Here is a 25,604-nt window from a genome sequence, read left to right as displayed (position 1 = left end):
GATTCCTGTCGTACGTTAGGGATTAGAACAAGTCGTTGAGCGTTACACCCACACCCAGACGCGTCTGGCGATGGTTGTAATCGATCAGTGATTCACCGTAGCCGCTGAACACCTGCGTATAGAAGCGGACATGCTCACTGATTGGGTAGCTCCAGGCCATCGTCGCACCGCCATAACCGCTGTTCCAGTTATAGTTGCCTTCAACGCTGAAGATACTGTCGCCCAGCTTATAGCCCAGCCGGGTGCGGTAGTAACCCATGTATTTGGTGATATCGGGGTTGTCGTCATTATTTGCCCCGTCCGGGATGCGATACCAGGGTTTGATCTCCGCCAGGAAGTTCCCGTTCTCTGCCATCAGCCGCGCATAAACGCGGTTCCAGCTGCGCGAAGTGGGATCGCTGCGCCCGTTAGACTCATGATTCAGACCCAGTTCGACATCCCGCAGTGTCCAGCCACCCAGCGAATAATCCGTGGCCCAGCCAAGGAAAATCTGCGGCTCATAATTGGTCTCACGGAAGGGCGAGGATTCACCGCGATTCGACAGCTGCCACCAGGAGCGCTGGGTGTAAGAGGCGGCCAGCACCGAGTTATCACCCAGAATACCGCGCCACAGCGGAAACGCCAGGCTGAGCTGGAATTTCACTTCATCTTTGCGGGCATTTTCTCCCCAGTTATAGGAGGAGATCGCCTCTTTATTCAGGTCGCTGGTGTAGGTGTAGAGCAGATAGTTGTTCTCGTAAGGATAGAGAACAAACGGATTATCATGCTTCTCCAGCAGGTTAGCAATGATGCTGCCCTGAACCTGTGGCGCGTCATGAACCTCTTTGATCTGAGCTTCATCTGCCTGCGCCAGCGCAGGAATTATCAACATTGCCGCCAGCAAGGCGCGATGCTTACGCATAAAATTCTCCGGTGAGCGCTGCGTATCAAAACAACTGAAAGGGTGTCGTAAAAAGCAGGCCATTCTACACGCAAATGGCAGTGAGCAAGAGTGCTGATTTCTTAAACTGGAAACCCCCTCGCAGGCGGCATAGAATACACAACTCATTCAGATTGCGCGCCCCTCTGGCCCGATTTTTTCAGGACACATCATCATGTCATCACCCGTGCTGACACCGCAGGACGCTCGCCAGCTGGTCGGCGAAATTTTCGTTTATCACATGCCCTTCAATCAGGCGCTGGGTCTGGAACTGATGCGCCTGGAGGCAGACTACGCCGAAATCAGCTTTGCCAACAAAACCATGCTGGTGGGCAACCAGGCACAACAGATCCTGCACGGCGGGGTGATCGCGTCGGTTCTGGATGTGGCGGCTGGCATGGTCTGCGTCAGTAACGCGCTGACCCGTCAGGAGAGCATCAGCGAAGCCGAGCTTCGCCAGCGTCTCTCCCGCATGGGCACCATCGATATGCGCGTTGACTATCTGCGTCCCGGACGCGGCGAGCGCTTTACCGCCACCAGCAGCCTGCTGCGTGCCGGTAACAAAGTCGCCGTGGCGCGCGTCGAGCTGCACAACCAACAGGGCGACTATATCGCCACGGCAACCGCCACCTATCTTATCGGCTAAGCACGCCATCTGGATCTCATATGGATACGCAACAAACCCGCCAGGGTGTGGGTTTCGCCCTGGGGGCTTACTTTATCTGGGGCATCGCGCCGGCTTACTTCAAACTGGTGAAGCAGGTTCCGGCCACGGAAATCATGACGCACCGGGTTATCTGGTCTGCGCTGTTTATGCTGCTGCTGATTACGCTGAGCCGCAGCTGGCCCGTCGTACGCAGCGTGTTCTCTCAGCCAGCAAAAGTGCTGATGCTGGCGCTGACCGCGCTGACCATTGGCGGCAACTGGCTGCTGTTTATCTGGGCGGTCAATAATCAGCATATGCTGGAAGCCAGTCTGGGTTACTTTATTAATCCGCTGATCAATGTGGTGTTCGGTATGCTGTTTCTGCGCGAGCGTTTCCGTCGTCTCCAGTGGCTGGCGGTGCTGCTGGCCACCCTCGGCGTGCTGGTGCAGCTGTGGCAGTTCGGTTCGCTGCCGGTGATTGCGCTGGGGCTGGCGCTGAGCTTCGCCCTGTATGGTCTGGTGCGTAAAAAGATTCAGGTCGATGCTCAGAGCGGCATGCTGATTGAGACCCTGTGGCTGTTCCCCCTGGCGGCCATCTATCTGTTCGGCTTTGCCGACAGCCCTACCAGCCATCTCTCCGCTAACCCGCTGAGCCTCAACCTCAGGCTGGTCGCGGCAGGGATTATCACCACCATTCCGCTGATGCTGTTTGCGGCGGCCTGCAGCCGGCTGCGTCTCTCCACGGTTGGCTTCTTTCAGTATCTCGGTCCGACCCTGATGTTTATCCTGGCGGTCGTTTTCTACGGGGAAACCATCACGCCAGACAAGATGGTCACCTTTGGCTTCATCTGGCTGGCGCTGCTGGTGTTTGTCTGCGATGCGGTGGCGTTTTCATTCCGCACCCGTGCGCGCGTAGCGTGAAATAAAACGCGCCATCGCCGGACCGGTCAGCAGGATGGTGAACAGACGCAGCGTCTGTAACGCCATCACAAAAGCCATGTTGACCTGGGTGCCCGCGGCAATAATCGCCACCGTGTCCAGCCCGCCCGGACTGGTGGCGAGATAGGCGGTCATCAGATCGATATCCAGCATCTGCGTCAGCATCCACGCCAGCCCGCCACACAACAGCATCAGCCCGAAGATGGAGGCGAGCATCTGCGGCAGCGTGCGCAGCGCCAGCAGGAAAATCGGACGGGTGAACCGGAGCCCGACACTCCAGCCGATCAGCGCGTAGGCCAGAGCCAGCAGCCACTCCGGCACCTGGAGTACCGCAACACCGCTGCCGTTCAGTGCTGCCCCCGCCAGCGCGGGCAGCAACAGCGCCCCCGACGGGATGCGCAGCCGGGTGCCCAGCCACGCGCCCGCCAGCATCACCGCCAGCGTGATGACAAAGCCGCGATTCAGGGCGGGAAACCAGAGCAGCGAGACGCTGTGTGCCTCATCCCCCAGACCGATACGTGCCACCAGCGCCGCCGCCGAGGCGACAAACAGCACCCGCAGATACTGCATGAACGCCACCAGCCGCACGTCGGCCCCAAAGTCGCCCGCCATCGCCACCATGGCGGATGCGCCACCCGGTGACGATCCCCAGGCACCGGTCGGGCCAGGCAGCTGACTGAAACGCACCAGCAGAAAGCCCGATACGCCGCTGGCCGCCAGGGTCAGCAGCAGCACCGCCAGCACCACCGGCCACTCCTGAATCAGCGGCGTCAGAATCGACAGCGACAGGCTCTGCGCAATCATGCAGCCCAGTACCGCCTGCGCCAGCAGGAACAACCGCCTGTCGATGCGCAGCGTTGCGCCTGATAATCCCATTACCACGCCGACCGCCATCGGGCCCAGCAGCAGCGCCGCGGGCACCTGAAAGTGGTGCAGCAGCGTCCCCAGCAGGACCGACACCAGCAGCAGCAGCGCCCACTGCACGCGTAAGGATAAAGCGTCCATAAAAGTTAATTATTTGTAAAAACAAGGGGGACAGAGTACGCAGAAATGGCGACGGGAGCCAGCAGAACGGGCCATCGACGATGGCCCGGAACGTTTTACAGCCAGTTTTTACGTTTGAAGTAGAGATAAGGTGCCAGGCCCGCCAGGATCATCAGGCCAATCGCCGCCGGATAGCCAAAGCTCCACTTCAGCTCCGGCATAAACTCGAAGTTCATCCCGTAGCTGGATGCCACCAGCGTCGGCGGCAGGAAGACGACGGAGACCACCGAGAAGATCTTGATGATGCGGTTCTGCTCGATGTTGATAAAGCCCATCGCGGCCTGCATCAGGAAGTTGACCTTCTGGAACAGTGATTCGTTGTGCGGCAGCAGCGACTCGATATCGCGCAGGATTTCACGCGCCTGCTCCAGCTGATTGCCCGGCAGACGCGCTTTGCGCACCAGGAAGTTCAGGGCGCGCTGGGTATCCATCAGGCAGAGACGCACTTTCCAGCCGATATCTTCCAGCTCTGCCAGGCGTGACAGCGCCTGATCGTACTCTTCGCCCTGCTGGCCTTCCATAATCACCCGGCTGAGTTTCTCCAGCGCGCTGTAGATGTTCTCGATCTCATCCGCCAGCTGTTCGATTTTGGTTTCGAACAGGTCGAGCAGCAGCTCAAACGCGTTGCCGTCGATCAGGGTCTGGTTTCGGGCGCGCATGCGGTAGAGACGGAAAGCGGGCAGTTCGCGTTCGCGCAGGGTATAGAGGCGGCCTTCACGGATGGTGAACGCCACGGTGGAGTTACCGGCGTGGTCGTCCGCATCTTCATAAAAGAAGAAGGAGTGGATGTGCAGACCATCTTCATCTTCGAAGAAGCGCGCCGACGCCTCGATATCTTCCAGCTCAGGTCGGGTTGCCAGGCTCTGGCCCAGCTCACACTGCACCCGGTCACGCTCGCCCTCTTCCGGCTCGATCAGATCGACCCAGACGGAGGTGGTCAGCTTGTCGTTTTCGTCTTCCAGCTCCAGTCGCGTCAGGCGGCTGTGGTCCAGTTTAAATGCGCTCAGCATAGCAATACTCCCCATTGCAGACTAAATGGGACAAGGCAATCCGCCGTTCCTCAACACAGAACGGGCGGCCTGAACACGGAAACAGAGTTTCAAAGGTAAATCAGTGCTGACTCGTGCGACGGGATCAAAAAGGGAGGTCGCTGATAACCGCTAAGGCTACCCGCGTAAAGAGGTAGCCTTAGATGTTATGCCTGGTATCCAGGTCATTGAGCCAGCATCGACTGGGCGTGTCCAAGGCGTTGTCCTCTCATGATAATAGTGGGCGCATGTTACGCTGAGACGAAAAAGCCGTCAACCGCACGCTAAAGCGTTTCCAGCTTCGCGTAAGCCGCCACCAGCCACTTGATTCCCTGCCCCTGAAACGCCACCTGCAGGCGGCTGTGCTCGCCGCTGCCTTCCAGGTTAATGATGGTGCCTTCACCAAATTTGGCGTGATGAACACGCTGGCCCAGCGAGAATCCGCTGTCATTTTTGGTCACCGGTGCCCCCATCCGCTGATGGCTGACAGGACGACTGACGCTGGCGCGCAGCCGCACTTCTTCAATGCACGTTTCGGGCAGCTCACCGATAAAACGGGAAGGACGGTGATACACTTCCTTACCATAGAGTCGGCGGGTTTCGGCGTAGGTCAGCGTCAGCTTGAGCATCGCACGGGTGACGCCGACATAAGCGAGACGACGCTCCTCTTCCAGCCGGCCCCCCTCATCCAGCGACATCTGGCTCGGGAACATCCCCTCTTCCATGCCGACGATGAAGACCTGGCTGAACTCCAGCCCTTTTGCCGAGTGCAGCGTCATCAGCTGAACCGCATCCTGCCATTTGTCCGCCTGACCTTCGCCCGCTTCCAGCGCCGCATGAGATAAAAACGCCTGCAGCGGCATCAGATCTTCATCTTCGTCCTGATAGCTGAACTGGCGGGTTGCCGTCACCAGCTCCTCAAGGTTTTCGATTCGCGCCTGACCCTTCTCGCCTTTCTCCTGCTCATACATCAGCCACAGACCGGAGTCTTTGATCACCCGATCGGTCTGAACATGGAGCGGTAATTCGGCGGTTTCGGTCGCCAGGGAATCGACCAGCTCACAGAAGCGTTGCAGCGCCGAGGCGGCCCGGCCAGCCAGCGCACGGGTTTGCAGCAGTTCGCGCGTCGCCTGCCACAGTGTCATCTGACGTTCGCGGGCAGTCTGACGCACCACGTCGAGCGTCCGATCGCCCACGCCGCGCGTCGGGGTATTGACCACACGCTCAAACGCCGCGTCGTCATTGCGGTTCGCGATCAGACGCAGATAGGAGAGCGCATCTTTGATCTCCTGACGTTCAAAGAAGCGCATGCCGCCATAAATCCGGTAGGGCATGCTGCTCTGCAGCAGCGCCTCTTCCAGCACGCGCGACTGGGCGTTACTGCGGTAGAGAATGGCGCAGTCATTGAGCGCCCCGCCGTTCTCCATCCAGACCTTGATGCGGTTAACCACGAAGCGCGCTTCATCCAGCTCATTGAAGGCGCAGTAGATAGAGATCGGTTCCCCATCACTGCCGTCGGTCCAGAGCTCTTTACCCAGCCGGCCATTGTTATTGGCGATCAGGGCGTTGGCGGCTTTCAGGATGTTATTGGTGGAGCGATAGTTCTGCTCCAGACGAATGGTTTCCGCGCCGGGAAAATCCTGCAGGAAGCGCTGAATATTTTCGACCTGCGCGCCACGCCAGCCGTAGATCGACTGGTCATCGTCACCCACGATGATCACCCGGCCGCTGTCACCCGCCAGCATCCGAATCCAGGCATACTGAATGTTGTTGGTATCCTGGAACTCATCCACCAGCACGTTGGTGAAGCGTTCGCGGTAGTGATTCAGAATGTGCGGCTTGTTGAGCCATAACTCATGCGCGCGCAGCAGCAGCTCGGCAAAGTCAACCAGACCGGCGCGGTCGCACGCTTCCTGATAGGCCTGATAGATGCGCAGCCAGGTCTGCTCGATCGGATTGCCGTAGCTTTCGATATGCTTTGGCCGCAGGCCTTCATCTTTTTTGCCGTTGATGTACCACATGCCCTGACGTGCAGGCCACTGCTTCTCATCCAGGTTCATCGATTTAATCAGGCGCTTAAGCAGGCGCAGCTGATCTTCGCTGTCGAGGATCTGAAAGTCCTGTGGCAGACCGGCGTCAAGGTGATGAGCACGCAGCAGGCGATGCGCCAGACCGTGGAAGGTGCCGATCCACATCCCGCCCTGGCTGGTGCCAATCAGCTGCTCAATACGGTGACGCATCTCCGCCGCCGCTTTGTTGGTAAAGGTCACCGCCATAATGGAATAGGGTGAACAGTTCTCTACCGACATCAGCCAGGCGATGCGATGCACCAGCACCCGCGTTTTGCCACTGCCCGCGCCTGCCAGCACCAGCAGGTTACTGCGCGGGGCCGCTACGGCCTCACGCTGATTGTCATTTAACCCATCGAGCAGTTCAGAAACGTCCATAAGCACCGGTTACCAAAGAGAAAACGCCGTCATCGCGCGCGGTATTGCGCCTGCCACAGACAAGGCTGGCGGCAAAGCTGAAAGCGGCAACGACTGGATAAATTTACAGCCATTATAGCAGTGAGGTGAGTGATGCCAACCGCGAAATTTCGACATGCGGCAACAGGCGCGCGTCCGGGATATGCATCAGGTTGCCCTGCCGCAGGTTAATCCAGCACGCCTGCAGCCCGCCGCGCAGCGAACCCGCCACGTCAGTGGTGAGATCGTCGCCCACATGCAGAATATGGTGAGGCGCGATAGCAAGACGCTGCGCCGCCAGCTGATACATATCCTGCCACGGCTTGGCGCGCCCGTCGGGCCCGGCGCGCAGAGTGAACTGAAAATAGCCGGCAATACCCATTTTTTCCGGGCTGGCGTTGCCGTTGGTGATCGCCACCAGCGGCACCTTCTCCGCCAGCGCTTTCAGCGTCTGATGGGTTTCCTCCGGCATCACAACCTGACTCCGCCACTGGTGGAAGACCGCCATCACCTCTGCCGCGCCCGCCGTGGCTTCCGCTGCAGAGAGGCCGATATTCAGCATCGCCAGCTCAACCGAACGGCGGCGCCACTCCGAAACGTCGTGAAAGATGTCGGGCTCTCGCTGCAACAGCTCATCACGCAGTTGCTGATAATCCTGCGGCGTAAAGTCGCGCAGCGCCGGATGAAAAGCCTGTAACGCGGCATGAGACTCCAGCGTGGTGCGGCGGATCACCGGGTAGTTATCGTAAAGCGTGTCATCAAGGTCGAAAGTCATGGCTTTGATGGCCGACAGCGGACGATAAAACTTCATTCGTTCTTTCCTCGTTTGGCGCGGGGATGCGCGGCGTCATACACCGAAGCCAGATGCTGGAAGTCGAGATGGGTATAGATCTGGGTCGTCGACAGGTTCGCATGCCCCAGCAGCTCCTGCACGGCGCGCAGATCGCCGCTGGATTCCAGCAGATGCGTTGCAAAGGAGTGACGCAGCTTATGCGGATGGATATGACTGGCGACGCCCTGACGAATGCCCCATTCGGCGAAGCGCTTCTGCACGCTGCGCGGCGAGATGCGGTTGCCGCGCGTTGAAAGAAACAGCGCATCATCCTGACAGCCGAAGGTCTCACGCAGCGGCAGCCACTGTTCGATCCAGGTCACGGCCGTGCGGCCAATCGGCACCCGGCGCTCTTTACTGCCCTTACCCACCACCCACACCTCACCGGAATCGAGGTCGACGTGGCGGCAATCCATATTGACCAGTTCAGAGAGACGCAACCCGCCGCCATACATCACCTCCAGCATCGCCCGGTCGCGAACGGCCAGCGGATCGCTGAGATCGATCTCCAGAAGCTGATTCACTTCATCAACGTCGATATTCTTCGGCAGATGGCGCGCTTTACGCGGCGTCATCACCCCTTTGGCGGGGTTAGCGGCGAGCATACCATGACTGACCTGCCAGTCCAGGAAACTGCGCAGGGCTGAGAGACGCAGCGCAAGGCTGCTGGCCGAGAGTCCGGCGCGGCGGCTGCGTGCCGCCATACTGCGCACCTGGGCGGGCTCCAGCGCGGCCCAGCTGCTGAGCTTCATCTCATCCGCAATGGCGACCAGCGCAGCCAGCTGGCGCGCATAGCTGCTCTGGGTCAGCGGACTTAACTGGCGTTCCACTTTCAGGAAGCGCAGAAATCCGTCAACGGCCTCCTGCAGCGCGCTGCTCATGCGCGTTCAACCCAGCGCGACAGCAGACCTGGCATCATCTGTGACAGGTGCTGCAACAGCAGCGTTCCCATGCCTGACTGATAGTGCTGGCTGTCGCGGCTGCTGAAAATCAGCACGCCGAGGTCGCCCGCTTCGCCCATCAGCGACATCGCTACCGAGCCGATCGCTTTAGCCTGCGGCAGCAGCAGCAGCAGTTCCGGGCCGTTGATGTTGCCGAGATAGTGGTGCTGATGACCGAAACGCTGAATACGCAGCGGTTCGAAGGCCTGACGCGACAGGCTCAGCTGGAAGAAATCGGAGGGGGCGCCCAGCAGCCATTTATCGCTGAACAGCCGCACGTTGGCACCCGCCAGCCCCAGCTCTCGCGCCCAGCGATGCAGCCGGTTGAGCATATCCTGCAGCGAGTCAGCCGCGGCCAGATGGCTCTCCAGCGACAGCAGACGATCAAACAGCTCATGGTTGGCGCTGGCCTGCTCCATCAGCAGCGTGATCTCCTCTTCCAGCCGCTGGATGTGGTTGCGCTGACGCGCCATATGCCACTCCACCAGCGAGACGCTGCCGCGAACCGGATGCGGCACGGCCATCTGTTCCACTTCGCGGGCGTTACGGATAAAGAAATCGGGATTCTGCCGAAGATAATCACTGACGGCCTGATCGTCCAGCAGAACCGAACTGTCAGCCTGCTCTTCGATATTTTTCATAGATGAATAAACCCATCGTAGACGTGTGTCGCAGGACCGGTCATGTAGAGCGGCTGTCCGGCCCCTTTCCAGGTGATATGCAGGGTTCCGCCGGGCAGATCGACACGCACTTTGGGTGCCAGAATGCCCTGCTGGATGCCGCATGCCACGGCAGCACAGGCGCCGCTGCCGCACGCCTGCGTTTCTCCCGCGCCGCGTTCGTAGACGCGCAGGCGGATGTGTTCGGGATTGACGATCTCCATGAAACCCACATTGACCCGCTCCGGGAAGCGCTCATGGCTTTCCAGAATCGGGCCCAGCAGTTCAACCTGTGCGGTTTTCACACTTTCAACCTGAATCACGCAGTGCGGATTGCCCATCGACACCGCGCCCAGCATCACCGTCTGTTCGGCCACGCGCAGCAGATAGAGATTTTCCGCTTTATTGGCACGGAACGGCACCTGCTGCGGCTCAAAGTTCGGTTCGCCCATGTTTACGCGCACCTGATCGTCCGGCGTCACGGTTAACACCATGCGGCCATTCTGGGTACTGACCCGGATATCGCTTTTGTTGGTCAGCCCTTTCAGCTGCACAAAGCGGGCAAAGCAGCGTGCGCCGTTACCGCACTGAGCCACTTCGCTGCCGTCGGCGTTGAAAATGCGGTAGTGGAAATCGAGATCGGGATCGTAGGGCGGTTCAACAATCAGCAGCTGATCGAAGCCGATCCCCAGATGACGATCGGCCAGCCGGCGGATCAATTCCGGCGAAAAGAAGACGTTTTGCGTCACCGCATCCACAACCATAAAATCGTTGCCGAGACCGTGCATTTTGGAGAACTGCATTTTTTGCTCCGCCGGGTAAGCCATCAGATTAGTTCGCTTTTACGCCTGAATTGCCGGTTACCAGCCCGCCCACATCGGCTTTAGAGGCGTCCGCTTTCTGGCGTTCGGTCGGCGCTTGTTGTTTCTTCGGCTGATCCTTCGGCGGGAAGTAAAGCGGCCCTTTCAGACCACAACCTGCAAGGCTGATTACTGCCAGTGTCATGGCAAACAGGCTTATCACTTTCTTCATTCTTTATGCTCTTCATGTCCTTTACCTGGATGCTTATCATCGCAGTTGAAGGTGGAAAAGCAACAGGAAATCCCCGCAAATAGCGTGAACCTGATAAGCGGTCAGGAAGCGCGCGGCCACCTGCTGAACGCAGGCAGCCGGTCGGCATCAGTGCACCTGATAGCGTGGCTGATAGTCGCTGTTGTCGTTGTCAGGCTGGCTGGTGCAGAGCTGGGTCAGCGTCTGACTGCGGAACGGTATCACCTGAAAACGCTCGCCGGTGTTCACTATCTGGTAGAACTGCGGCAGGTTAAAGTTGATAAAGCTCGACCCGTAGGTAAAGCGATCGTGCGAGGAGGAGTAGAACCGGCTGACGTCGCGCACCAGCTCCTCTTTGCTGCCTTCGCAGTGATGATAAACCTCAACCCGGTTGGACTCATCCAGGATGTAGATATTGAAGCCCTGGTCGTCCGTCGTGTTCTCGAAAAAGAACTGAATAATGCCTTCGCTGGCATAGCCGTTGACCACCGGCGGCAGCGGCGTCTGGTTGGTTTCGACTTTGATCGACAGCCCGTGCAGCTTGTTATTGGAGATCGCGCCATAAAACTCCACCGCGTTTTCCAGCTTCTGCACGGAGACGCTCATGCGTTCAAAGAAGAGTCCCCAGGTCTGGCCAGCCATACGCAGCGCCTTGAAGCGGCCAGGCTCCTGACGCGTGCTGGAGAGGCGCAGCTCAATGCACTCGGACACCAGTTGCTGAACGCGCGTGCGAATCAGACCGCGCAGATGCTGGCTGTAGCAGAAGACTTCTACCGTGTCTGGCGGTGCAGCATCCTGGTGCATCTTGCCCAGAATGGTTTTCAGTCCCTCGATCATCGCCTGTTCACCGCTGAAGTGCAGGGTTCGCACCTCATTCCAGGAGTTACGGTAGAGCAGGTCAATGCTGCCAATCAGACACTGCTGCTGCTGACCGAAGCTGAAGACATCGAGTTTGCGGAAGTCAAAATGCACCACCTGATTGCGGAAGGCCGCCGTCGGATCGTGCTCAAGGTTCACGATAATCGCCAGGTGCCGAATTTCGCACGGGCTGTAGAGCGCTTTGGGCGTCGGCGCAGGCAGGCGCAGCGGGAAGTGGCTGGAGACGTCGTTAACCAGCTCCTGCAGGCGCGCCAGATCGCAGGTGTCATTGCCTTTGATATGCAGCCGTGTTTTACGGGTCAGCAGGCCATTGAACCACGCCCACGCCACCAGCTTGTTCAGATAGCGGTTATATTCCAGCGGCTGATGGCTGATGATCGAATCCATATCCGGCGCCTGATTATAGAGATACCAGCCGGAGCGGTTGGCACGGCCAGGCGGCACATGAATAAAGGTCAGGTTCGGCTCAGAGAGATCGGGTGAAATCTGCGGGTTCACCAGCGTCACTTTGCCCGGCAGCGCCTCAAAGGCGGCATACAATTTACGGGTCAGCACGCCGATATCCTGCGGGCTGGCGCTCACGCTTAAATTGTTACGGCGGGCAAAGCGGATCAGGTTGCGATAGCTCTGCATCATCGCATCCAGCAGTTCATTGTGGGCTTCACGCACGCGCTCGATTTTCCACCCGGCGCGGTTATCCAGGATAGCGAGCTTCTCGTCGTTCCAGCCCCACTCTTTCACCAGCTGCGATAAAATTTCGCGACGCCAGCCGCTGCGCTGCGGATGGTCGTCCGTGCTGAGCTTTTCGCAAACTTTGAGATAGAAACAGCGCCGCACCAGGTCGAGACGCGGCTGATCGTCGATGCTGGTCAGATAGTGCGTCACGCGCTCCAGCATCATGCAGTAAGGGTCCAGCCCGAAGCAGATGATTTCGCCATCGTGCAGACGCTGTTTAATGTCCATCGCCAGCAGCTGGGTGTTCGGGTATTCCCAGCTGTAGGCTTCCAGCAGCAGGGTCTTCAGCACCGCTTTATAGGGCGAATCGATGCTCTTATAGAGCTGCCACAGGCTGGCACCGAAATACTCTTCCGCCGACAGGGTGCCAAGGCCGCCCAGATCGAGCCACTCGTTAGGCGTCAGCACCCCTTTGGCGTAGAGCGACATCACGTAATCGTCGTAGTGATGCTCCTCTTCGCCCGGCACCATATTCCACAGGAGGCGTTTACCCGCCATACGCACCGCGGTGCGGTAAAACTCATCCAGCAGGAGAATGTGTTGCGTTGAGCCACAATCTTCCCCGCCCAGACTGCCGCTTTCGTTGTGACGGAAGCGGTTCTCGTCGATCAGGAAGAAGCTCACTTCCACGCCCATCGAGACGCACCACTTCTGCAGCAGCGTGCATTTGCGCTGCAGATTCAGCCGCTCTTCATTATCCAGCCAGGATTGATGGCAGACCCAGATATCGAGATCTGAGACGCTGTTCTGCCCGACAGAGGAGGTGCTGCCCATGGAGTAGATCGCCGTGATCGGCATTTCGCCTTTCGGCGCATCGGCATGGCGCAGGTCGCTGTCACCGGTGAGATCGGCCAGCAGCTGACGCTGGTTTTCATCAGGCGTGAAAAAGCTGATGCCATGTGGAACGTTACCTTCAAGGTAACCCGGCATCTGCGGATGTTGATAATGTAATAAGGTTGGCAGCAGACTGTAGACGCGCTGAAAAGCGGGTCCCATGGCAGCCAGCGCACGATCAACGCGCAGCTGGTTGATTGCATCCAGTCTCTGTTTCAGTGTCTCAATGTAGAGGTACAAGACGTTTCGCCTGATTGTCCCAGTGTTTAAGCACCCTGTTTCCCCGCTCTGCCGCTTATAAAAGTAAAAAAGTGGGCAGATAATTGCTGGAAACGTGATCAATCTAACACCCGGCAGATTGACCGTAAAGAAAGTTGCGCTACTTAACAGTTTAGCACGTTCTTACCAGCTTCCCGCCTTTTCAGCACTGGTTCCCACGTGATGGCTTGATAAACCGGGCCTGAAACCGCTCACAGGCCGTTTTCAATCCGTTGAAACTGACAGTATTCACCCAGAGATGATAGGATATTCAGTGAACGATAAAAATGGTTAACAGCATGTTAGACAAAATTTTCAGAATTGCTACAAGACAAAGCCCGCTCGCATTATGGCAGGCACATTATGTACAGCAACGCCTGATGAGCGCCCATCCGGGACTGCGCGTTGAACTGGTGCCGATGGTCACCAAGGGTGACATTATTCTTGATACGCCGCTGGCGAAAGTCGGCGGTAAAGGGCTGTTTGTCAAAGAGCTGGAGCTGGCGATGCTGGATGGCCGGGCCGATATGGCGGTGCACTCAATGAAAGATGTGCCGGTCGATTTCCCTGAAGGTCTGGGCCTCGTAACCATCTGCGAGCGCGACGATCCGCGCGATGCGTTCGTTTCTCATCATTATGACAGCCTGGACGCGCTGCCTCAGGGTGCTATTGTCGGCACCTCCAGCCTGCGTCGTCAGTGCCAGATTAGCGCTCGCCGCCCGGATCTGGTGATCCGCTCGCTGCGGGGCAATGTGGGCACCCGTCTGAGCAAACTGGATGCCGGTGAATATGACGCGATTATTCTCGCCGTTGCCGGGCTGAAACGTCTGGGGCTGGAAGATCGTATTCGTCAGGCCCTGCCTGCTGAAGTTTCCTTACCCGCCGTGGGCCAGGGCGCAGTCGGTATTGAATGCCGTCTGGATGACACCACCCTGATCGGCCTGCTGCAGGCGCTGAATCACGACGACACGGAAGTCTGTGTCAGAGCGGAACGCGCCATGAATACCCGTCTCGAAGGGGGGTGTCAGGTGCCTATCGGCAGTTTCGCCGTGCTGGAAGGCGATGAACTCTGGCTGCGCGGCATGGTCGGTGCACCGGATGGTCATGTAATGGTCAGCGGCGAGCGTCGTGGTCCGCGGAGTCAGGCCCGCGAGATGGGCATTTCCCTGGCCGACGAGCTGCTGGACGGTGGCGCCCGTGAGATTCTGCAGGACGTTTACCAGGGGCAGCCACCGGCATGACCATTCTGGTGACGCGCCCGGAACCCGCCGCGGCAGAGCTGGTGTCACGCCTGCATGCCCTTGGCAGGCAGGCGTGGAGCCTGCCGCTAATCGAGTTCGCACCGGGCGCGGACCTCCCCTTTCTGCCTCAGAAGCTCGCCGCCCTCCGCCCGGGGGACATGGTTTTCATTCTTTCTCAGCAGGTTATTCACTACGCGCAGCACGCGATCAAAGCATGGCCCGGCGAGCTGGACTATTATGCAATTGGTCGCAGCACTGCGCTGGCGTTTCACACCGCCAGCGGCCGGCAGGTAACATGGCCCCATGCTCATGAAACCAGTGAAGAACTGATTCAGCTGAATACGCTGCAGCAGATTACCGGTAAACGTGCGCTAATCCTGCGCGGCGACCCCGGACGCGAATTGCTGGCAGAGACATTAACCCGGCGTGGTGCTGAGGTGACGTTTGCTGCCTGTTATCAGCGCTGTCAGAAGCATTACGACGGACCGGTCGAAGGCCGCCGCTGGCGCGATCGCGGCGTCTCGGTACTGGTGGTCACCAGCGGTGAAATGTTACAACAGCTCTTTTCGCTGTTCCCCGCAGTCGATCGCGAGGAATGGCTGCTCAACTGCCGACTGATTGTCGTCAGTGAACGTTTGGCTACCCTGGCCGCAGGATTGGGTTGGCAGGATATTCAGGTAGCCGATGGTGCCGATAACGATGCGCTGCTGCGCGCGTTACGATGAACTTAACAATGGGATGTGCCACATATGACGGAACAAAAAGACTCCTCCGCCATGGTTGAAGAAACCACCCCAGCGGTCGACCGCTCTCTCTCCAGCAACGACACGCCTCCGCGCAATGCGAATAAAGGTGGCATGGCGCTGGGGGCAGTGGCGATCGTCATTGCGCTGGCGATGGGTGCAGGTTTATACCTTTACGGGAAACATCAGGCTGATTTACAGGCACAAACCAATCAGAAGCTGAGTGACCAGCTGAGTGCGCTGCAGCAGCAGGCCAGCAGCGACAAACAGCAGCTGACCCAGCAGCTGAGCGGCGCTGAAACCGCACTGCAAACGGCACAGGCCCAGCAGAACGCGTCAGCCAAAGAGCTGGAAACCCTGCGTGAAAAAATGGCCGTGATTTCCGGCAATGACGTGCGCAGCTGGTTGCTGGCCCAGGCCGATTATCTGGTGAAACTGGCTGGCCGCAAGCTCTGGAGCGATCAGGATGTCACGACCGCCGCTGCGCTGCTGAAAAGCGCCGATGCCAGCCTGGCCGACATGAACGATCCCAGCGTAATGAACGTGCGTCGCGCCCTGACCCAGGACATCAGCAATCTCTCCTCCGTGACGCAGGTCGATTATGACGGCGTGATCCTCAAGCTGAATCAGCTGTCGAACAACGTCGATAATCTGCGTCTGGCAGACAACGACAGCGATGATGCGCCGATGGACAGCGATGGCGGCGAACTGTCGGGTTCCGTGCGCGAGTGGCGTCAGAACCTGGTGAAGAGCTGGCACAACTTTATGGATGACTTTATTACCATCCGCCGCCGCGATAACACCGCACAGCCGCTGCTGGCCCCGAATCAGGATGTCTATCTGCGTGAGAATATCCGCTCGCGTCTGCTGATCGCAGCGCAGGCTGTGCCGCGTCATCAGGATGAGATTTACAAACAATCTATCGATACCGTCTCCGCCTGGGTTCGCGCCTGGTATGACACTAACGATGCGGCAACGAAAGCCTTCCTTGCCCAGCTGGATGAGCTGAGCCAGCAGAACATCAATATGGATCTGCCTGACACGCTGGAAAGCCAGCCGTTGCTGGAACAGCTGATGCAGACCCGTGTGCGGAACCTGTTAGCTCAGCCCTCTGCCGCTGCCACTCAGCAGGGAGGCTAAGCATGCTTAAGGTATTTATCCTCTTTATCCTGCTGATTGCGGGCGTGGTACTGGGACCGATGATTGCCGGTCATCAGGGCTATGTGCTGATTCAGACTGATAACTGGAATATCGAAACCAGCGTCACCGGGCTGGTGATTATCCTTATTCTCAGCCTGCTGGTAATTCTGGCCGTGGAGTGGCTGCTGCGTCGCGTGCTGCGAACCGGCGCACGCACCCGTGGCTGGTTTACCGGACGTAAACGCCGCCGCGCCCAGCGTCATACGCAGACTGCGCTGATGAAGCTGGCGGAAGGTGACCACCGTCAGGCGGAAAAACTGCTCTCTAAAGATGCCGATCACGCGGATGTGCCGGTAGCAAACTACCTGCTGGCTGCGGAAGCCGCGCAGCAGCGCGGTGATGAAGTGCGTGCCAATCAGCATCTTGAACGCGCGGCAGAGCTGTCCGAAAACAATACTATTCCGGTAGAAATTGCCCGCGCACGTATTCAGCTGGCGCGCAATGAAGATCACGCCGCACGTCACAGCATCGATCGTCTGCTGGAAGTGGCACCGCGTCATCCTGAAGTGCTGCGTCTGGCTGAACAGGCCTATGTCCGTACCGGCGCCTGGAGTGCGCTGCTGGATATTCTGCCTGCGATGCAGAAAGCGCAGGTCGGCGACGACCTCCATCGCGACGCGTTGCAGCAGCAGGCCTGGCTGGGCCTGATGAATCAGGCGATGGCCGATCAGGGCAGTGACGGTCTGAAGCGCTGGTGGAATACGCTGAGCCGTAAGACCCGTCAGGATACCACGCTGCAGGTCGCCATGGCGGATCACCTGATTGAGTGCAACGATCATGACACCGCGCAGTCGATCGTGCTGGAAGGCCTCAAGCGTCATTATGACGATCGTCTGGTGCTGCTGATGCCCCGCATTAAAAGCGGCAATCCGGAAGCACTTGAGAAGGCGCTACGTCAGCAGATCAAACAGCATGGCGCAACGCCGCTGCTGCACAGCACGCTGGGGCAGTTGCTGATGCGTCATGGAGAGTGGCAGCAGGCAGCGGATGCTCTGCAGCAGGCGCTGGCACAGCGTCCTGACGCATTCGATTATGCGTGGCTGGCGGATGTGTATGATCGTCTGCATCGTCCGGAAGAGGCCGCGAAGATGCGCCGTGAAGGCTTACTGCTGACGCTGAAAAATAATCCTGGCGCCTGACAGGCGCAAAGCTAACTAAGCCGGGCTCGCCCGGCTTTTTTGTGCCCGCAATCTGCCGCTCCTTCTCCTCAGGCAAAAAAAACACCTGCCAGTGGCAGGTGTAAGATCAGGTCGGTAAGACAACCGGGAGGTACCCGACTCAACGTGGTGTCTGGTAATCCTGTAAGGCTTTCGCGATACAGGCAGGCAGACAACAGGTACCTAAAATTGGCTCTGCATCATTCCCAGGTTTATGCAGCATCAGCAGACATAAGAGGTGGAATGAGCATCTACAGCAGGAGTATTGCACAAGCCGTGCCAGATTGAAGGTTATTTTAAAAACTATTTTAAATCATTATGTTATTGAAGATGCTGAGTGCTTCAGCGGAGCAGATGGCGGGTAAGTGTCGGTATCTGGCGACAGCAGAGACTTTCTCTGTCTCTGAACGGAGACAGCGAGCCCGGACTCTTTATGAATCTATAAATAACAATAACTTATTTGTCGGCAATTCACGACGTTAGCGATCCTGCTTCAGCAACCTTCTCTGACAACTGACTCACTCAAAGCGGGTAATCTGGCATCAAACAATACGCTAACGAGCACGCCGGCTCTCACCACAGTGCGGGCTTCAGGGAGCATACGCCTTTCGCAAAGACGCAAAAGACGCCATCCCTGGCAGGCTCAGCGCGGGCCATCCCTGGCCCGCTATGCTTTGCTACAGGCGTATGCTCCCTTCGCTTTAAGTCTGGCAGACGCATTAAGTACTGACATAAGCTTCAGAGGGTTTACAGCAATGAAGAAGCTCAACGCGCAGGGAGCACGGGCAGAGGAGGAAAGCGTCCCGCCGCCCGGATAAAAACGCCGGGAGCGTTTTTGAACAACGCAACGCGTTGGCCCGTTTACGGGCGCACCTCATGGATGAGGTGCATAATCGCGTGGGCCGAGCGGCCATGGATGGCTTAAGCGACTTTCCGATCTGACCGTGTTCCCTTCGCAGGCTCAGATTTACAGTAAACTTATCTCGCCGTACCTGCCTGAACCTTCTGCAAAGGTCCTCACCCACTTTTCTACAGACGAAAAAAAACCTGTCTTTTCAGACAGGTTTCTAAAAATGGTCGGCGAGAGAGGATTCGAACCTCCGACCCACTGGTCCCAAACCAGTTGCGCTACCAAGCTGCGCTACTCGCCGATTTTTTTAACTGTTTTGCCTGGTGCGAAGAGAGGGACTTGAACCCTCACGTCCGTTAAGACACTAACACCTGAAGCTAGCGCGTCTACCAATTCCGCCACCTTCGCGTATCCCAGCAAAATCTGGGGTGGCTAATGGGACTCGAACCCACGACAACTGGAATCACAATCCAGGGCTCTACCAACTGAGCTATAGCCACCACTGTACTTAATGTTACAAGTCAAAGACCTGCAGCATGTAAATCTTTACTGCCAACCGCGGTAAATCAACCACCGAAGCTCATGCGCACAAACGATATGGCGCGCCCGACAGGATTCGAACCTGAGACCTCTGCCTCCGGAGGGCAGCGCTCTATCCAGCTGAGCTACGGGCGCGTAGCGCCGTTGCGGATGTGCATACTAGAGATAAGCGCCCATCGTGTCTAGTGCTTTTTAAATAAAAAGGCGCGTTTGATTACGCTTTGTGCATTTCGTCGACAAATAGTACATTTCCGCGCTCACCGTGCGTAAAAATGCGGCATTTATCAGCGATATCAGAGATCGCCGCGCCAGTGATAGCGCAAATATTTAAGCAGTTTTAACTGCCTGCGCAGGCGGCTCGGCTGCCGAATCAGACGGTAGAGCCACTCCAGCCCCAGTCGCTGCCAGATTTTGGGTGCGCGCTTCACATGGCCGGTGAAGACGTCGTAGGTTCCCCCTACCCCCATATAAAGCGCATCCGGCCAGTGTGCGCGGCACGCCAGCATCAGCAGTTCCTGGCGCGGCGACCCCAGCGCCACGGTCACCAGCTTTGCGCCGCTGGCGGCAATCCGGGCAAACAGGGCATCCTGGTCCGCTGGCGCAAAATAGCCATCCTGCGCCCCGACAATATTCACATTCCACTGACGACGCAGCTTCGCGCAGGTCTCATCCAGCACCTGCTGGCGACCGCCGACCAGAAACACCGGCGTCCCTTCGCGCCCGGCGCGTTCCATCAGCGCTTCCCACAAATCTGCGCCGGCAATACGCTGCACTGACGCCTGCGGATACTTTTTACGGATCGAGCGCACAATGCTGATGCCATCGGCATACGCATACTCCGCCTGCGCCAGCAGCGTGCGTAATCCCTCATCCCGCTCGGCGGTCAGGATCTTCTCCGCATTGATCGCCACCAGAATGCCGCTGCGTACGCTCTGCGGCGGCATCAGAAAGCTCACCGCCGACGACATATTTTCGAAGCCATACAGGTCAACGCCGCGGATCCGGTACTGCGGCGTATCCGTTAACTGTGTCATATCTTCCGTTAATCCCAGAGGTTAATCAGAGCGGGCTGTGTAGCACCCGTCCACTGCGGTCGCGAATTAAACCTGCGCGATCCAGTAACCAGAAAAGTAATTTAGCCAGGCCCAGACAGGCAGCAAAAATGATGCAGAAAAACACCACGCGTGAACCGAAGGCATCCAGCCCTTCGCGTGCCAGCACGATCATGTTAAAGACCGCACCAAAACAGAAACTTTGCAGGATAGCACCGCTGTAGCGGTTGGCTTCACGGCAGCCACGCTGGTAGATCGCATCGAAGGCTTTAATAATCATCCCTACCGCCACGGCACCGATCGGAATCGCCCAGACGCCGCCCATGACCACCAGCGAGCCGATCAGCGTCGGGGAAATGGCCAGGCCCGAATGGTTATCCAGCACTTCCCAGGTGAAGTAGTTCGCGCTGTTCAGCACGGTCAGCGGCCGATCCGGCCACAGCCAGGTGGGGATAAACACGTAGAAATCGCGCCACAGCGGTGCCAGCCCCTGAAACTCTATTCTGGCGTAGTTATCCAGCAGCAGGGCCAGATTCTCCCACGGCGAGAATGTATCCCGCGTCAGATAAAGAAAGGTGTAAAACGCTTCATCGCCCATAACGTCCAGGTTATAGCGGCGCAGCGCCAGCCAGAACATTCCCGCGATAGCCATCACCCCCGCCGTTGCCAGCATCCACAGGGTGATCCAGCCGCGCGTGATACCGATAAACAGGAACAGCGCAAACGCAATGATGATATTGGCGCGAGTCCCGCCCACCAGCGCGTAGGTCAGCAGGCCAAAGGCCACCGTCACCACCAGAAACAGCAGCCAGTTGCGACGCGTCGGACGCAGAAAATAGGGGATCAGCATCGCCGGAATAAAGAAATAGAAGAAGCGCTTCAGCGCCACGCCCGACACTTCGCTGGAAAAGATCTGGTTATAGGCCGTCAGGCGGAACAGCAGAAAACCGTTGTGAATAAAGAACACCGTAACGGTGCCCAGCGCCACCAGCGCCAGAATCACAGAGGTCAGGTGGGTTTCGACCCGGTTCATCTGCAGCCAGGGTTTTGCAGGCGGTGCATTGGCCGGCTTCAGCCGCACCTTATAACTGACGTAATAGATGGCATAAAACGCCGTGGCAGAGAGCAGCGCCTCCAGCAGGTTTTCCACCGGCACCACCTCAACATGAAACCGGAACACCAGCAGGGAGGTCAGCGGAAAGCCGAAGTAGAAGGTCAGTAAAAATAGCAGCGTGAAAAAGAGGTGGAAGTTAAAACGGACACGCTTAAACTCCCGCCATGTCAGGGTAAGAATGAAACCCAGCGACAGCAGATAGACCACCAGCAGGCCGCCAAACTGCATAAGACTCATGACTTTTCCCCTTCGCTGAGCTGTAACGCTGACCGCCAGCCTGCCAGATAACCGGGAGCGAAAAAGGCGATCGCCGCTTTATCACAGGTCATGAGCTGGCGACGCGCCTCGGCGATAACAGCAGGCGACAGCGTATCTTCGCTGAACAGGACCGGCAACTGCTGCTCTGCCACATCGCGCCAGAATGGATTTTTGCGGGTCAGCACAAACGGCACGTTCGCCTGAATCAGCAGGCAGAGTGTGCCCACCCCCTGCTGACGTTCAAACATAAAATAGCCGACGTGGCAGCGCGCCAGCAGCGCCAGATAGGCTTCAAACGCCATATTTTCACGTATCAGGTTCACCTGCCCCTGCGGGAACAGCGCATCCGCTGCGGCCTGAATCTGGCTGATATAAGCCTCATTGCCCGGCGGATAACCCAGCGGCACCTCAATACGCACCTGCTCACCAAACTGCGCGTGAATCGCTTTTAAGCCTTCAATATGGAGGTTACTCGGATCGCCCGAGTTGCCCAGCAGCAGCGTGAACGGTTCCGTCGGATCGGCCTGCACGGCGGCGGCAGGCATTCGGGTCGGGAAATAGAGCAGTGAACCCGGCACCCGGCGATGCCGCTGCTGAAAGTGGTGCAGGTCTCCACGGGTGGCAAAAACCTGTGCCACCCGCCCCTGAGCTAACCGGCGAATGTGATAGAACAGGCGGAACTTCAGGCTGCGTGAGTCTTCATAAAGATCGGCTCCCCAGACATGCCAGAACAGCTGTGAGCGGCGCAGCTTTCCGCTAAGCAGTGCCAGCCAGATCCACGGGTTAAACTGGCCGTGACAGAAGAAACGCTGCTGACGATTTTTTGCCCGCTGCACTACCGCCTGCGCCAGCGCTTTCTTGCTGGCGAAGCACTCGATCTGTAACGCACTGAACGTTGCCAGACTCTCGGGCTGCCCGGTCACCACCATAAAATGGCGTGGCGAAGCCGCAGGCTGCTCAACGCTGAGAACGTCGTTAAAAAAGCGCAGCACCGTGAGGTTGTGATGGGGAATATCCGATCCCAGAACGTGAATTAAACTCATTTTTTCCGACAGTAAACAATAAAAGCGCCACAACACAGGGCAAAGTAAGCCATGTAGGTCAGCATATAGGCCTGTGCGGCCCCCGTTGCGCCATGTAACGGGATCAGCCAGCGTGAGAACAGGGTCAGTAACAGAAACTGGCTGATCTCAGTCAGAACATAAAAGCGCAGCGAGGCTTTGGCGATAACCAGATATCCGAAAACATAGGCGCCAACTTTAAAAACATCGCCGCACAGTTGCCAGACAAAGAGATCGCGCATCCCGCGAAAGGCTTCGGAGAAGAGCAGGCTGATGGCGAAATCGCGCAGCACCCAGACAGTCAGGCTGGCGACGGCCACGGCAGGCAGCACAAAGCGCAGTGCCCGGCCAATCTCCCGCGCGATGTCGCGCTTGTTATCGAGCCGTGCCAGGGTCGGCAACAGCCAGACGCTGAAGGTGGCGGTAATAAACTGCAGATAGGCATCGGAAATGCTGGTCACGCCCTGCCACAGGCCGACCTGCGCCCAGCCCTGCTGCTCTGCCAGCAGGTTACGCATCAGCACCCAGGCCACCGGCAGGGTTACCGCCGTGATCAGCGCCATCAGGGTATATTTCGCCAGATTGCGCGCCAGCTCAGGATGCCATTGCGGACGCAGCCAGCTCAGCGGCAGCGGCGCGCGGCGTTTCAGCATCACCAGGGCCGGCAGCAGCAGCAGGGCCGGCACCAGCGCCAGGCCGGTCAGTGCGCCCTGATAGCCACCCAGCCACCAGCAGACCAGATAGCCCATGACCCCAATCAGGCTGCCAGCGATCAGCGCCAGCGCATTGCCGCGCGCGTCGCGATACCCCTTCAGCAGCGCCAGCGTAAAGTTGGCCCAGGCGATGCCGAGCTGAAGGAAAGCGACCACGCGGATAACGCCCTGATAGCGGTCATGACCAAACAGCGCCGTGCTGACCGGGGCCGCCGCCAGCAGAAACAGCAGCGCCAGCGCGCCGGAAAAGCCCAGCACCATGGCCGATGCCGTGCCCACCAGCGCCCGCAGCTGGCCGGGCTGCTGCTGATACTGCGCCACATACGTGGTGACACCGTTGAAGATGCCCGCCCCGGCCAGTACACCCAGCACGGTAATCAGCTGACGAAAGTTCCCCGCCTGCCCCACACCTTCAGGACCGAAGCTGACCGCCAGCAGTTTCACCACCAGCAGACCAGACACAATTTTTACCAGCGTGGACGACGCGGTCCACACTGAGGCTCTGGCTAATGACATCAGGAAAAGAAGCTCAGCAGTGAGCTGATAACCGTGCTCTGATTATTATCTGACAGGTTATAAAACAGCGGCAGGCGCAGCAGGCGTTCGCTTTCCGCTGTGGTAAAGCGATCCTCCCCGACAAACTGCGAGAAACGCTCACCGGCAGGCGAACTGTGCAGCGGAATATAGTGGAACACCGTCAGTATCTCGGCTTCCTTCATCCAGTTAATCAGCGCCTGACGATCATCCTGATCGCGCAGCTTGATGTAGAACATATGGGCATTATGTTCGCAGCTGGCAGGGATCACGGGCAGGTCAATGCGCCCCTGTGCCGCCAGTGGCTGAAGCGCCTCATAGTAACGCTGCCAGATACGTAAACGCTGCTGGTTAATGCGTTCAGCCGCTTCCAGCTGTGCCCAGAGGTAGGCCGCCTGCAGATCGGCCATCAGGAAGCTCGACCCCATATCGCGCCAGGTGTATTTATCGACCTGACCGCGGAAGAACTGGCTGCGGTTCGTGCCCTTTTCCCGCACGATTTCGGCGCGCTCGACCAGACTGGCGTCGTTAATCAGGGTTGCCCCCCCTTCGCCACCCGCCGTGTAGTTCTTGGTTTCATGAAAGCTGAAGCAGCCGATATGACCGATGGTACCCAGCGCACGGCCTTTGTAGCGTGACATCACACCCTGCGCCGCATCTTCGATGACAAACAGCTTATGTTTTGCCGCCAGCGCCATGATGGTGTCCATTTCACAGGCGACGCCTGCGTAGTGCACCGGGACAATGGCACGGGTTTTTTCTGTGATGGCCGCTTCAATCAGGGTCTCATCAATATTCATGGTGTCCGGGCGGACATCGACAAAGACGATACGCGCGCCGCGCAGCACAAAGGCATTGGCGGTAGAGACGAAGGTGTAGCTCGGCATGATCACTTCATCGCCAGGCTGCAGATCGATAAGCAGCGCCGCCATCTCCAGCGAAGCGGTGCAGGAGGGGGTCAGCAGCACTTTTTTACTGCCGAAACGCTGCTCCATCCACTGCTGGCAGCGGCGTGTAAAGCCGCCGTCGCCGCACAGCTTGCCGCTGCTCATCGCCGACTGCATATACTCAATTTCTGTGCCCACCACGGGCGGCGCATTAAATGGAATCATGACCTTTCCTGTAAAACCAGTAGGCGGTGCTGTCGAGCCGGGCACCGCTGCGTAAATAGAGGCGCATCGCCGTAAGATTGCTGAGCTGAGTCGCCACCCGAAGCTGCGCGAGCTGCCTGACCCGCGCCCAGTCCGCCGCCGCCAGCATCAGTCGCTGACCCAGCCCCTGTCCCTGTGCGTCGGGCAGGACGCCGAGCAGGCCGATGCGGGCATCGCCCTCCACCGCACGCAGCGAAACAAAGCCCTGCACTCCACCCGCGGCATCGCAGGCGACCAGGCACTGATCGTCAAACGCCCCGCGCACCGCATTTTCAATCCACTGCGCATAAAAGCGACCGCTGGCGTCCGGCGCATACCAGGGCGCACGAAAGCGGCTCTGACTGAAGAGCTGCGACGCGGCGTCACGCAGAGAGGGGATCTGTGCCTCACGCGCAATGCGAATACCCGCCTGCCGTTCCGTCTGGTCAATCGCCAGCGTCAGATCGGCCTCGCCCTCCACCAGCTGGAACTGATGCTGCTGCAGCGTATCAATCAGCGCCGTTTCACCCGCAGCGACTTTCATCTGCATCAGTGCACAGGGATGGCGCAGCGCCTGCTCCAGTGGGGTGTCGCCTTGCAGCTCCAGCCTCACTGTCTCAACACCGAAGAATGCGCTCTCCCAGCTGAGGGGATTAATATTGACGTGGACGGGCATGTAATAAATCCAGCAGGTATTGGCCGTAGCCGGTTTTCGTCAACGCGTCACCCGCGGCGCGCAGCTGTTCGTCACTCAGCCAGCCGTTACGCCAGGCAACCGCACAT

Annotated in this window: 23 protein-coding genes, 4 tRNA genes and 1 pseudogene; 6 read left to right on the top strand and 22 right to left on the bottom strand. The window is 58.3% G+C overall.

The window, feature by feature from the left end:
• Positions 1–22 precede the first annotated feature (22 nt).
• Positions 23–901, bottom strand: a complete 879-nt coding sequence (pldA, locus tag S7A_RS04910) for a phospholipase A (protein WP_009088467.1) — start codon at positions 899–901, stop codon at positions 23–25.
• 193 nt (positions 902–1,094) lie between these two features.
• Here pldA and S7A_RS04905 point away from each other — a divergent pair, with 193 nt between their 5' ends.
• Together S7A_RS04905 and rarD are read left to right on the top strand one after the other, a co-directional pair.
• On the top strand, positions 1,095–1,565 hold the full coding sequence (locus S7A_RS04905; protein ID WP_009088464.1) for a thioesterase family protein: 471 nt from the start codon (positions 1,095–1,097) through the stop codon (positions 1,563–1,565).
• Positions 1,566–1,585: 20 nt separating this feature from the next.
• A complete protein-coding gene (rarD, locus tag S7A_RS04900) occupies positions 1,586–2,485 on the top strand; it encodes an EamA family transporter RarD (RefSeq protein WP_009088462.1) in 900 nt (299 codons plus the stop codon).
• On the opposite strand, the gene S7A_RS04895 is transcribed toward rarD, so the two are convergent.
• From S7A_RS04895 to S7A_RS04855, 10 genes are all read right to left on the bottom strand, one after another.
• Positions 2,456–3,508, bottom strand: a complete 1,053-nt coding sequence (locus S7A_RS04895) for an AbrB family transcriptional regulator (RefSeq protein WP_009088460.1) — start codon at positions 3,506–3,508, stop codon at positions 2,456–2,458. The two genes, rarD and S7A_RS04895, sit on opposite strands and share 30 nt — an antisense overlap.
• Positions 3,509–3,603: 95 nt before the next feature.
• Positions 3,604–4,557 (bottom strand): magnesium/cobalt transporter CorA, encoded by a 954-nt coding sequence (corA, locus tag S7A_RS04890; RefSeq protein WP_009088458.1) that lies wholly within the window; start codon positions 4,555–4,557, stop codon positions 3,604–3,606.
• A 178-nt stretch (positions 4,558–4,735) separates the two neighbouring features.
• Complete coding sequence (ysgD, locus tag S7A_RS21780) at positions 4,736–4,792, bottom strand: YsgD/CorL family protein (protein ID WP_350769477.1); 57 nt, start codon at positions 4,790–4,792, stop codon at positions 4,736–4,738.
• A gap of 67 nt (positions 4,793–4,859) precedes the next feature.
• Positions 4,860–7,022: a DNA helicase II gene (gene uvrD / locus S7A_RS04885; RefSeq protein ID WP_009088456.1), complete on the bottom strand. Its 2,163-nt coding sequence runs from the start codon at positions 7,020–7,022 to the stop codon at positions 4,860–4,862.
• 112 nt (positions 7,023–7,134) lie between these two features.
• On the bottom strand, positions 7,135–7,851 hold the full coding sequence (yigB, locus tag S7A_RS04880; RefSeq protein WP_009088454.1) for a 5-amino-6-(5-phospho-D-ribitylamino)uracil phosphatase YigB: 717 nt from the start codon (positions 7,849–7,851) through the stop codon (positions 7,135–7,137).
• On the bottom strand, positions 7,848–8,753 hold the full coding sequence (xerC, locus tag S7A_RS04875; RefSeq protein ID WP_009088451.1) for a tyrosine recombinase XerC: 906 nt from the start codon (positions 8,751–8,753) through the stop codon (positions 7,848–7,850). Before xerC ends, yigB begins: the two co-directional genes overlap by 4 nt.
• Entirely contained in the window at positions 8,750–9,454 is a 705-nt protein-coding gene (locus S7A_RS04870; protein WP_009088449.1) for a DUF484 domain-containing protein, read from the bottom strand. Before S7A_RS04870 ends, xerC begins: the two co-directional genes overlap by 4 nt.
• Positions 9,451–10,275: a diaminopimelate epimerase gene (gene dapF, locus S7A_RS04865; RefSeq protein WP_009088448.1), complete on the bottom strand. Its 825-nt coding sequence runs from the start codon at positions 10,273–10,275 to the stop codon at positions 9,451–9,453. The genes S7A_RS04870 and dapF overlap by 4 nt, the downstream gene beginning before the upstream one ends.
• Before the next feature lie 28 nt (positions 10,276–10,303).
• Positions 10,304–10,504, bottom strand: coding sequence for a lipoprotein (locus S7A_RS04860; protein WP_009088446.1), 201 nt, complete (start codon positions 10,502–10,504; stop codon positions 10,304–10,306).
• 147 nt (positions 10,505–10,651) lie between these two features.
• Entirely contained in the window at positions 10,652–13,210 is a 2,559-nt protein-coding gene (locus tag S7A_RS04855) for a class I adenylate cyclase (protein ID WP_009088443.1), read from the bottom strand.
• A 317-nt stretch (positions 13,211–13,527) separates the two neighbouring features.
• Between S7A_RS04855 and hemC the strand changes: the two genes are divergently transcribed.
• The 4 genes from hemC to hemY are packed head-to-tail and all read left to right on the top strand — an operon-like array spanning position 13,528 to position 17,551.
• Positions 13,528–14,469, top strand: a complete 942-nt coding sequence (gene hemC / locus S7A_RS04850; protein ID WP_009088441.1) for a hydroxymethylbilane synthase — start codon at positions 13,528–13,530, stop codon at positions 14,467–14,469.
• Complete coding sequence (gene hemD / locus S7A_RS04845; RefSeq protein ID WP_009088439.1) at positions 14,466–15,194, top strand: uroporphyrinogen-III synthase; 729 nt, start codon at positions 14,466–14,468, stop codon at positions 15,192–15,194. The genes hemC and hemD overlap by 4 nt, the downstream gene beginning before the upstream one ends.
• 24 nt (positions 15,195–15,218) lie before the next feature.
• On the top strand, positions 15,219–16,352 hold the full coding sequence (hemX, locus tag S7A_RS04840; RefSeq protein WP_009088438.1) for a uroporphyrinogen-III C-methyltransferase: 1,134 nt from the start codon (positions 15,219–15,221) through the stop codon (positions 16,350–16,352).
• 2 nt (positions 16,353–16,354) lie between these two features.
• Positions 16,355–17,551 (top strand): protoheme IX biogenesis protein HemY, encoded by a 1,197-nt coding sequence (gene hemY / locus S7A_RS04835; RefSeq protein WP_009088436.1) that lies wholly within the window; start codon positions 16,355–16,357, stop codon positions 17,549–17,551.
• 1,092 nt (positions 17,552–18,643) lie between these two features.
• On the opposite strand, the gene S7A_RS04830 is transcribed toward hemY, so the two are convergent.
• The 11 genes and pseudogenes from S7A_RS04830 to S7A_RS21080 all read right to left on the bottom strand — a co-directional run.
• Positions 18,644–18,720, bottom strand: a tRNA-Pro gene (locus tag S7A_RS04830).
• A 20-nt stretch (positions 18,721–18,740) separates the two neighbouring features.
• Positions 18,741–18,827: transfer RNA gene (locus S7A_RS04825), tRNA-Leu, on the bottom strand.
• 16 nt (positions 18,828–18,843) lie between these two features.
• Positions 18,844–18,919: transfer RNA gene (locus S7A_RS04820), tRNA-His, on the bottom strand.
• A 98-nt stretch (positions 18,920–19,017) separates the two neighbouring features.
• Positions 19,018–19,094 (bottom strand) — tRNA-Arg (locus S7A_RS04815).
• Between the two features lie 158 nt (positions 19,095–19,252).
• Positions 19,253–19,993, bottom strand: coding sequence for a lipopolysaccharide N-acetylmannosaminouronosyltransferase (gene wecG, locus S7A_RS04810; RefSeq protein ID WP_009088435.1), 741 nt, complete (start codon positions 19,991–19,993; stop codon positions 19,253–19,255).
• 25 nt (positions 19,994–20,018) lie between these two features.
• Complete coding sequence (gene wzyE, locus S7A_RS04805; protein WP_009088434.1) at positions 20,019–21,362, bottom strand: ECA oligosaccharide polymerase; 1,344 nt, start codon at positions 21,360–21,362, stop codon at positions 20,019–20,021.
• The gene (locus S7A_RS04800) at positions 21,359–22,426 is read right to left on the bottom strand and encodes a TDP-N-acetylfucosamine:lipid II N-acetylfucosaminyltransferase (RefSeq protein ID WP_009088432.1); all 1,068 of its coding nucleotides are present in this window, start codon (positions 22,424–22,426) and stop codon (positions 21,359–21,361) included. The genes wzyE and S7A_RS04800 overlap by 4 nt, the downstream gene beginning before the upstream one ends.
• Positions 22,423–23,673: a lipid III flippase WzxE gene (gene wzxE / locus S7A_RS04795; protein WP_009088431.1), complete on the bottom strand. Its 1,251-nt coding sequence runs from the start codon at positions 23,671–23,673 to the stop codon at positions 22,423–22,425. Before wzxE ends, S7A_RS04800 begins: the two co-directional genes overlap by 4 nt.
• Entirely contained in the window at positions 23,673–24,803 is a 1,131-nt protein-coding gene (gene rffA, locus S7A_RS04790) for a dTDP-4-amino-4,6-dideoxygalactose transaminase (protein WP_009088429.1), read from the bottom strand. The genes wzxE and rffA overlap by 1 nt, the downstream gene beginning before the upstream one ends.
• Positions 24,790–25,497: a dTDP-4-amino-4,6-dideoxy-D-galactose acyltransferase gene (rffC, locus tag S7A_RS04785; RefSeq protein ID WP_009088428.1), complete on the bottom strand. Its 708-nt coding sequence runs from the start codon at positions 25,495–25,497 to the stop codon at positions 24,790–24,792. The genes rffA and rffC overlap by 14 nt, the downstream gene beginning before the upstream one ends.
• Positions 25,475–25,597, bottom strand: a pseudogene (locus S7A_RS21080) (glucose-1-phosphate thymidylyltransferase 2 RmlA2); the annotation flags it as partial. The pseudogene S7A_RS21080 and the gene rffC, both read right to left, overlap by 23 nt.
• Between the last annotated feature and the right edge of the window lie 7 nt (positions 25,598–25,604).

The organism is Pantoea sp. Sc1 (assembly GCF_000255315.1).
In the GTDB taxonomy this organism is placed as follows: domain Bacteria; phylum Pseudomonadota; class Gammaproteobacteria; order Enterobacterales; family Enterobacteriaceae; genus Pantoea; species Pantoea anthophila.
The sequence above is the reverse complement of the archived record's forward strand: the minus strand, read 5'-3'. Positions and strand labels throughout refer to the sequence as shown.

Bases quoted from the DNA above. Each gene is read 5' to 3' on its own strand.
- xerC (WP_009088451.1), bottom strand. From the start codon at position 8,753: ATGAGCAGCGCGCTGCAGGAGGCCGTTGACGGATTTCTGCGCTTCCTG.
- rffC (WP_009088428.1), bottom strand. From the start codon at position 25,497: ATGCCCGTCCACGTCAATATTAATCCCCTCAGCTGGGAGAGCGCATTC.
- S7A_RS04870 (WP_009088449.1), bottom strand. From the start codon at position 9,454: ATGAAAAATATCGAAGAGCAGGCTGACAGTTCGGTTCTGCTGGACGAT.
- hemD (WP_009088439.1), top strand. From the start codon at position 14,466: ATGACCATTCTGGTGACGCGCCCGGAACCCGCCGCGGCAGAGCTGGTG.
- hemX (WP_009088438.1), top strand. From the start codon at position 15,219: ATGACGGAACAAAAAGACTCCTCCGCCATGGTTGAAGAAACCACCCCA.
- corA (WP_009088458.1), bottom strand. From the start codon at position 4,557: ATGCTGAGCGCATTTAAACTGGACCACAGCCGCCTGACGCGACTGGAG.
- hemY (WP_009088436.1), top strand. From the start codon at position 16,355: ATGCTTAAGGTATTTATCCTCTTTATCCTGCTGATTGCGGGCGTGGTA.
- uvrD (WP_009088456.1), bottom strand. From the start codon at position 7,022: ATGGACGTTTCTGAACTGCTCGATGGGTTAAATGACAATCAGCGTGAG.
- hemC (WP_009088441.1), top strand. From the start codon at position 13,528: ATGTTAGACAAAATTTTCAGAATTGCTACAAGACAAAGCCCGCTCGCA.
- wzxE (WP_009088431.1), bottom strand. From the start codon at position 23,673: ATGTCATTAGCCAGAGCCTCAGTGTGGACCGCGTCGTCCACGCTGGTA.
- S7A_RS04895 (WP_009088460.1), bottom strand. From the start codon at position 3,508: ATGGACGCTTTATCCTTACGCGTGCAGTGGGCGCTGCTGCTGCTGGTG.
- S7A_RS04905 (WP_009088464.1), top strand. From the start codon at position 1,095: ATGTCATCACCCGTGCTGACACCGCAGGACGCTCGCCAGCTGGTCGGC.
- rffA (WP_009088429.1), bottom strand. From the start codon at position 24,803: ATGATTCCATTTAATGCGCCGCCCGTGGTGGGCACAGAAATTGAGTAT.
- pldA (WP_009088467.1), bottom strand. From the start codon at position 901: ATGCGTAAGCATCGCGCCTTGCTGGCGGCAATGTTGATAATTCCTGCG.
- wzyE (WP_009088434.1), bottom strand. From the start codon at position 21,362: ATGAGTCTTATGCAGTTTGGCGGCCTGCTGGTGGTCTATCTGCTGTCG.
- yigB (WP_009088454.1), bottom strand. From the start codon at position 7,851: ATGAAGTTTTATCGTCCGCTGTCGGCCATCAAAGCCATGACTTTCGAC.
- S7A_RS04800 (WP_009088432.1), bottom strand. From the start codon at position 22,426: ATGAGTTTAATTCACGTTCTGGGATCGGATATTCCCCATCACAACCTC.
- dapF (WP_009088448.1), bottom strand. From the start codon at position 10,275: ATGCAGTTCTCCAAAATGCACGGTCTCGGCAACGATTTTATGGTTGTG.
- wecG (WP_009088435.1), bottom strand. From the start codon at position 19,993: ATGACACAGTTAACGGATACGCCGCAGTACCGGATCCGCGGCGTTGAC.
- rarD (WP_009088462.1), top strand. From the start codon at position 1,586: ATGGATACGCAACAAACCCGCCAGGGTGTGGGTTTCGCCCTGGGGGCT.
- S7A_RS04860 (WP_009088446.1), bottom strand. From the start codon at position 10,504: ATGAAGAAAGTGATAAGCCTGTTTGCCATGACACTGGCAGTAATCAGC.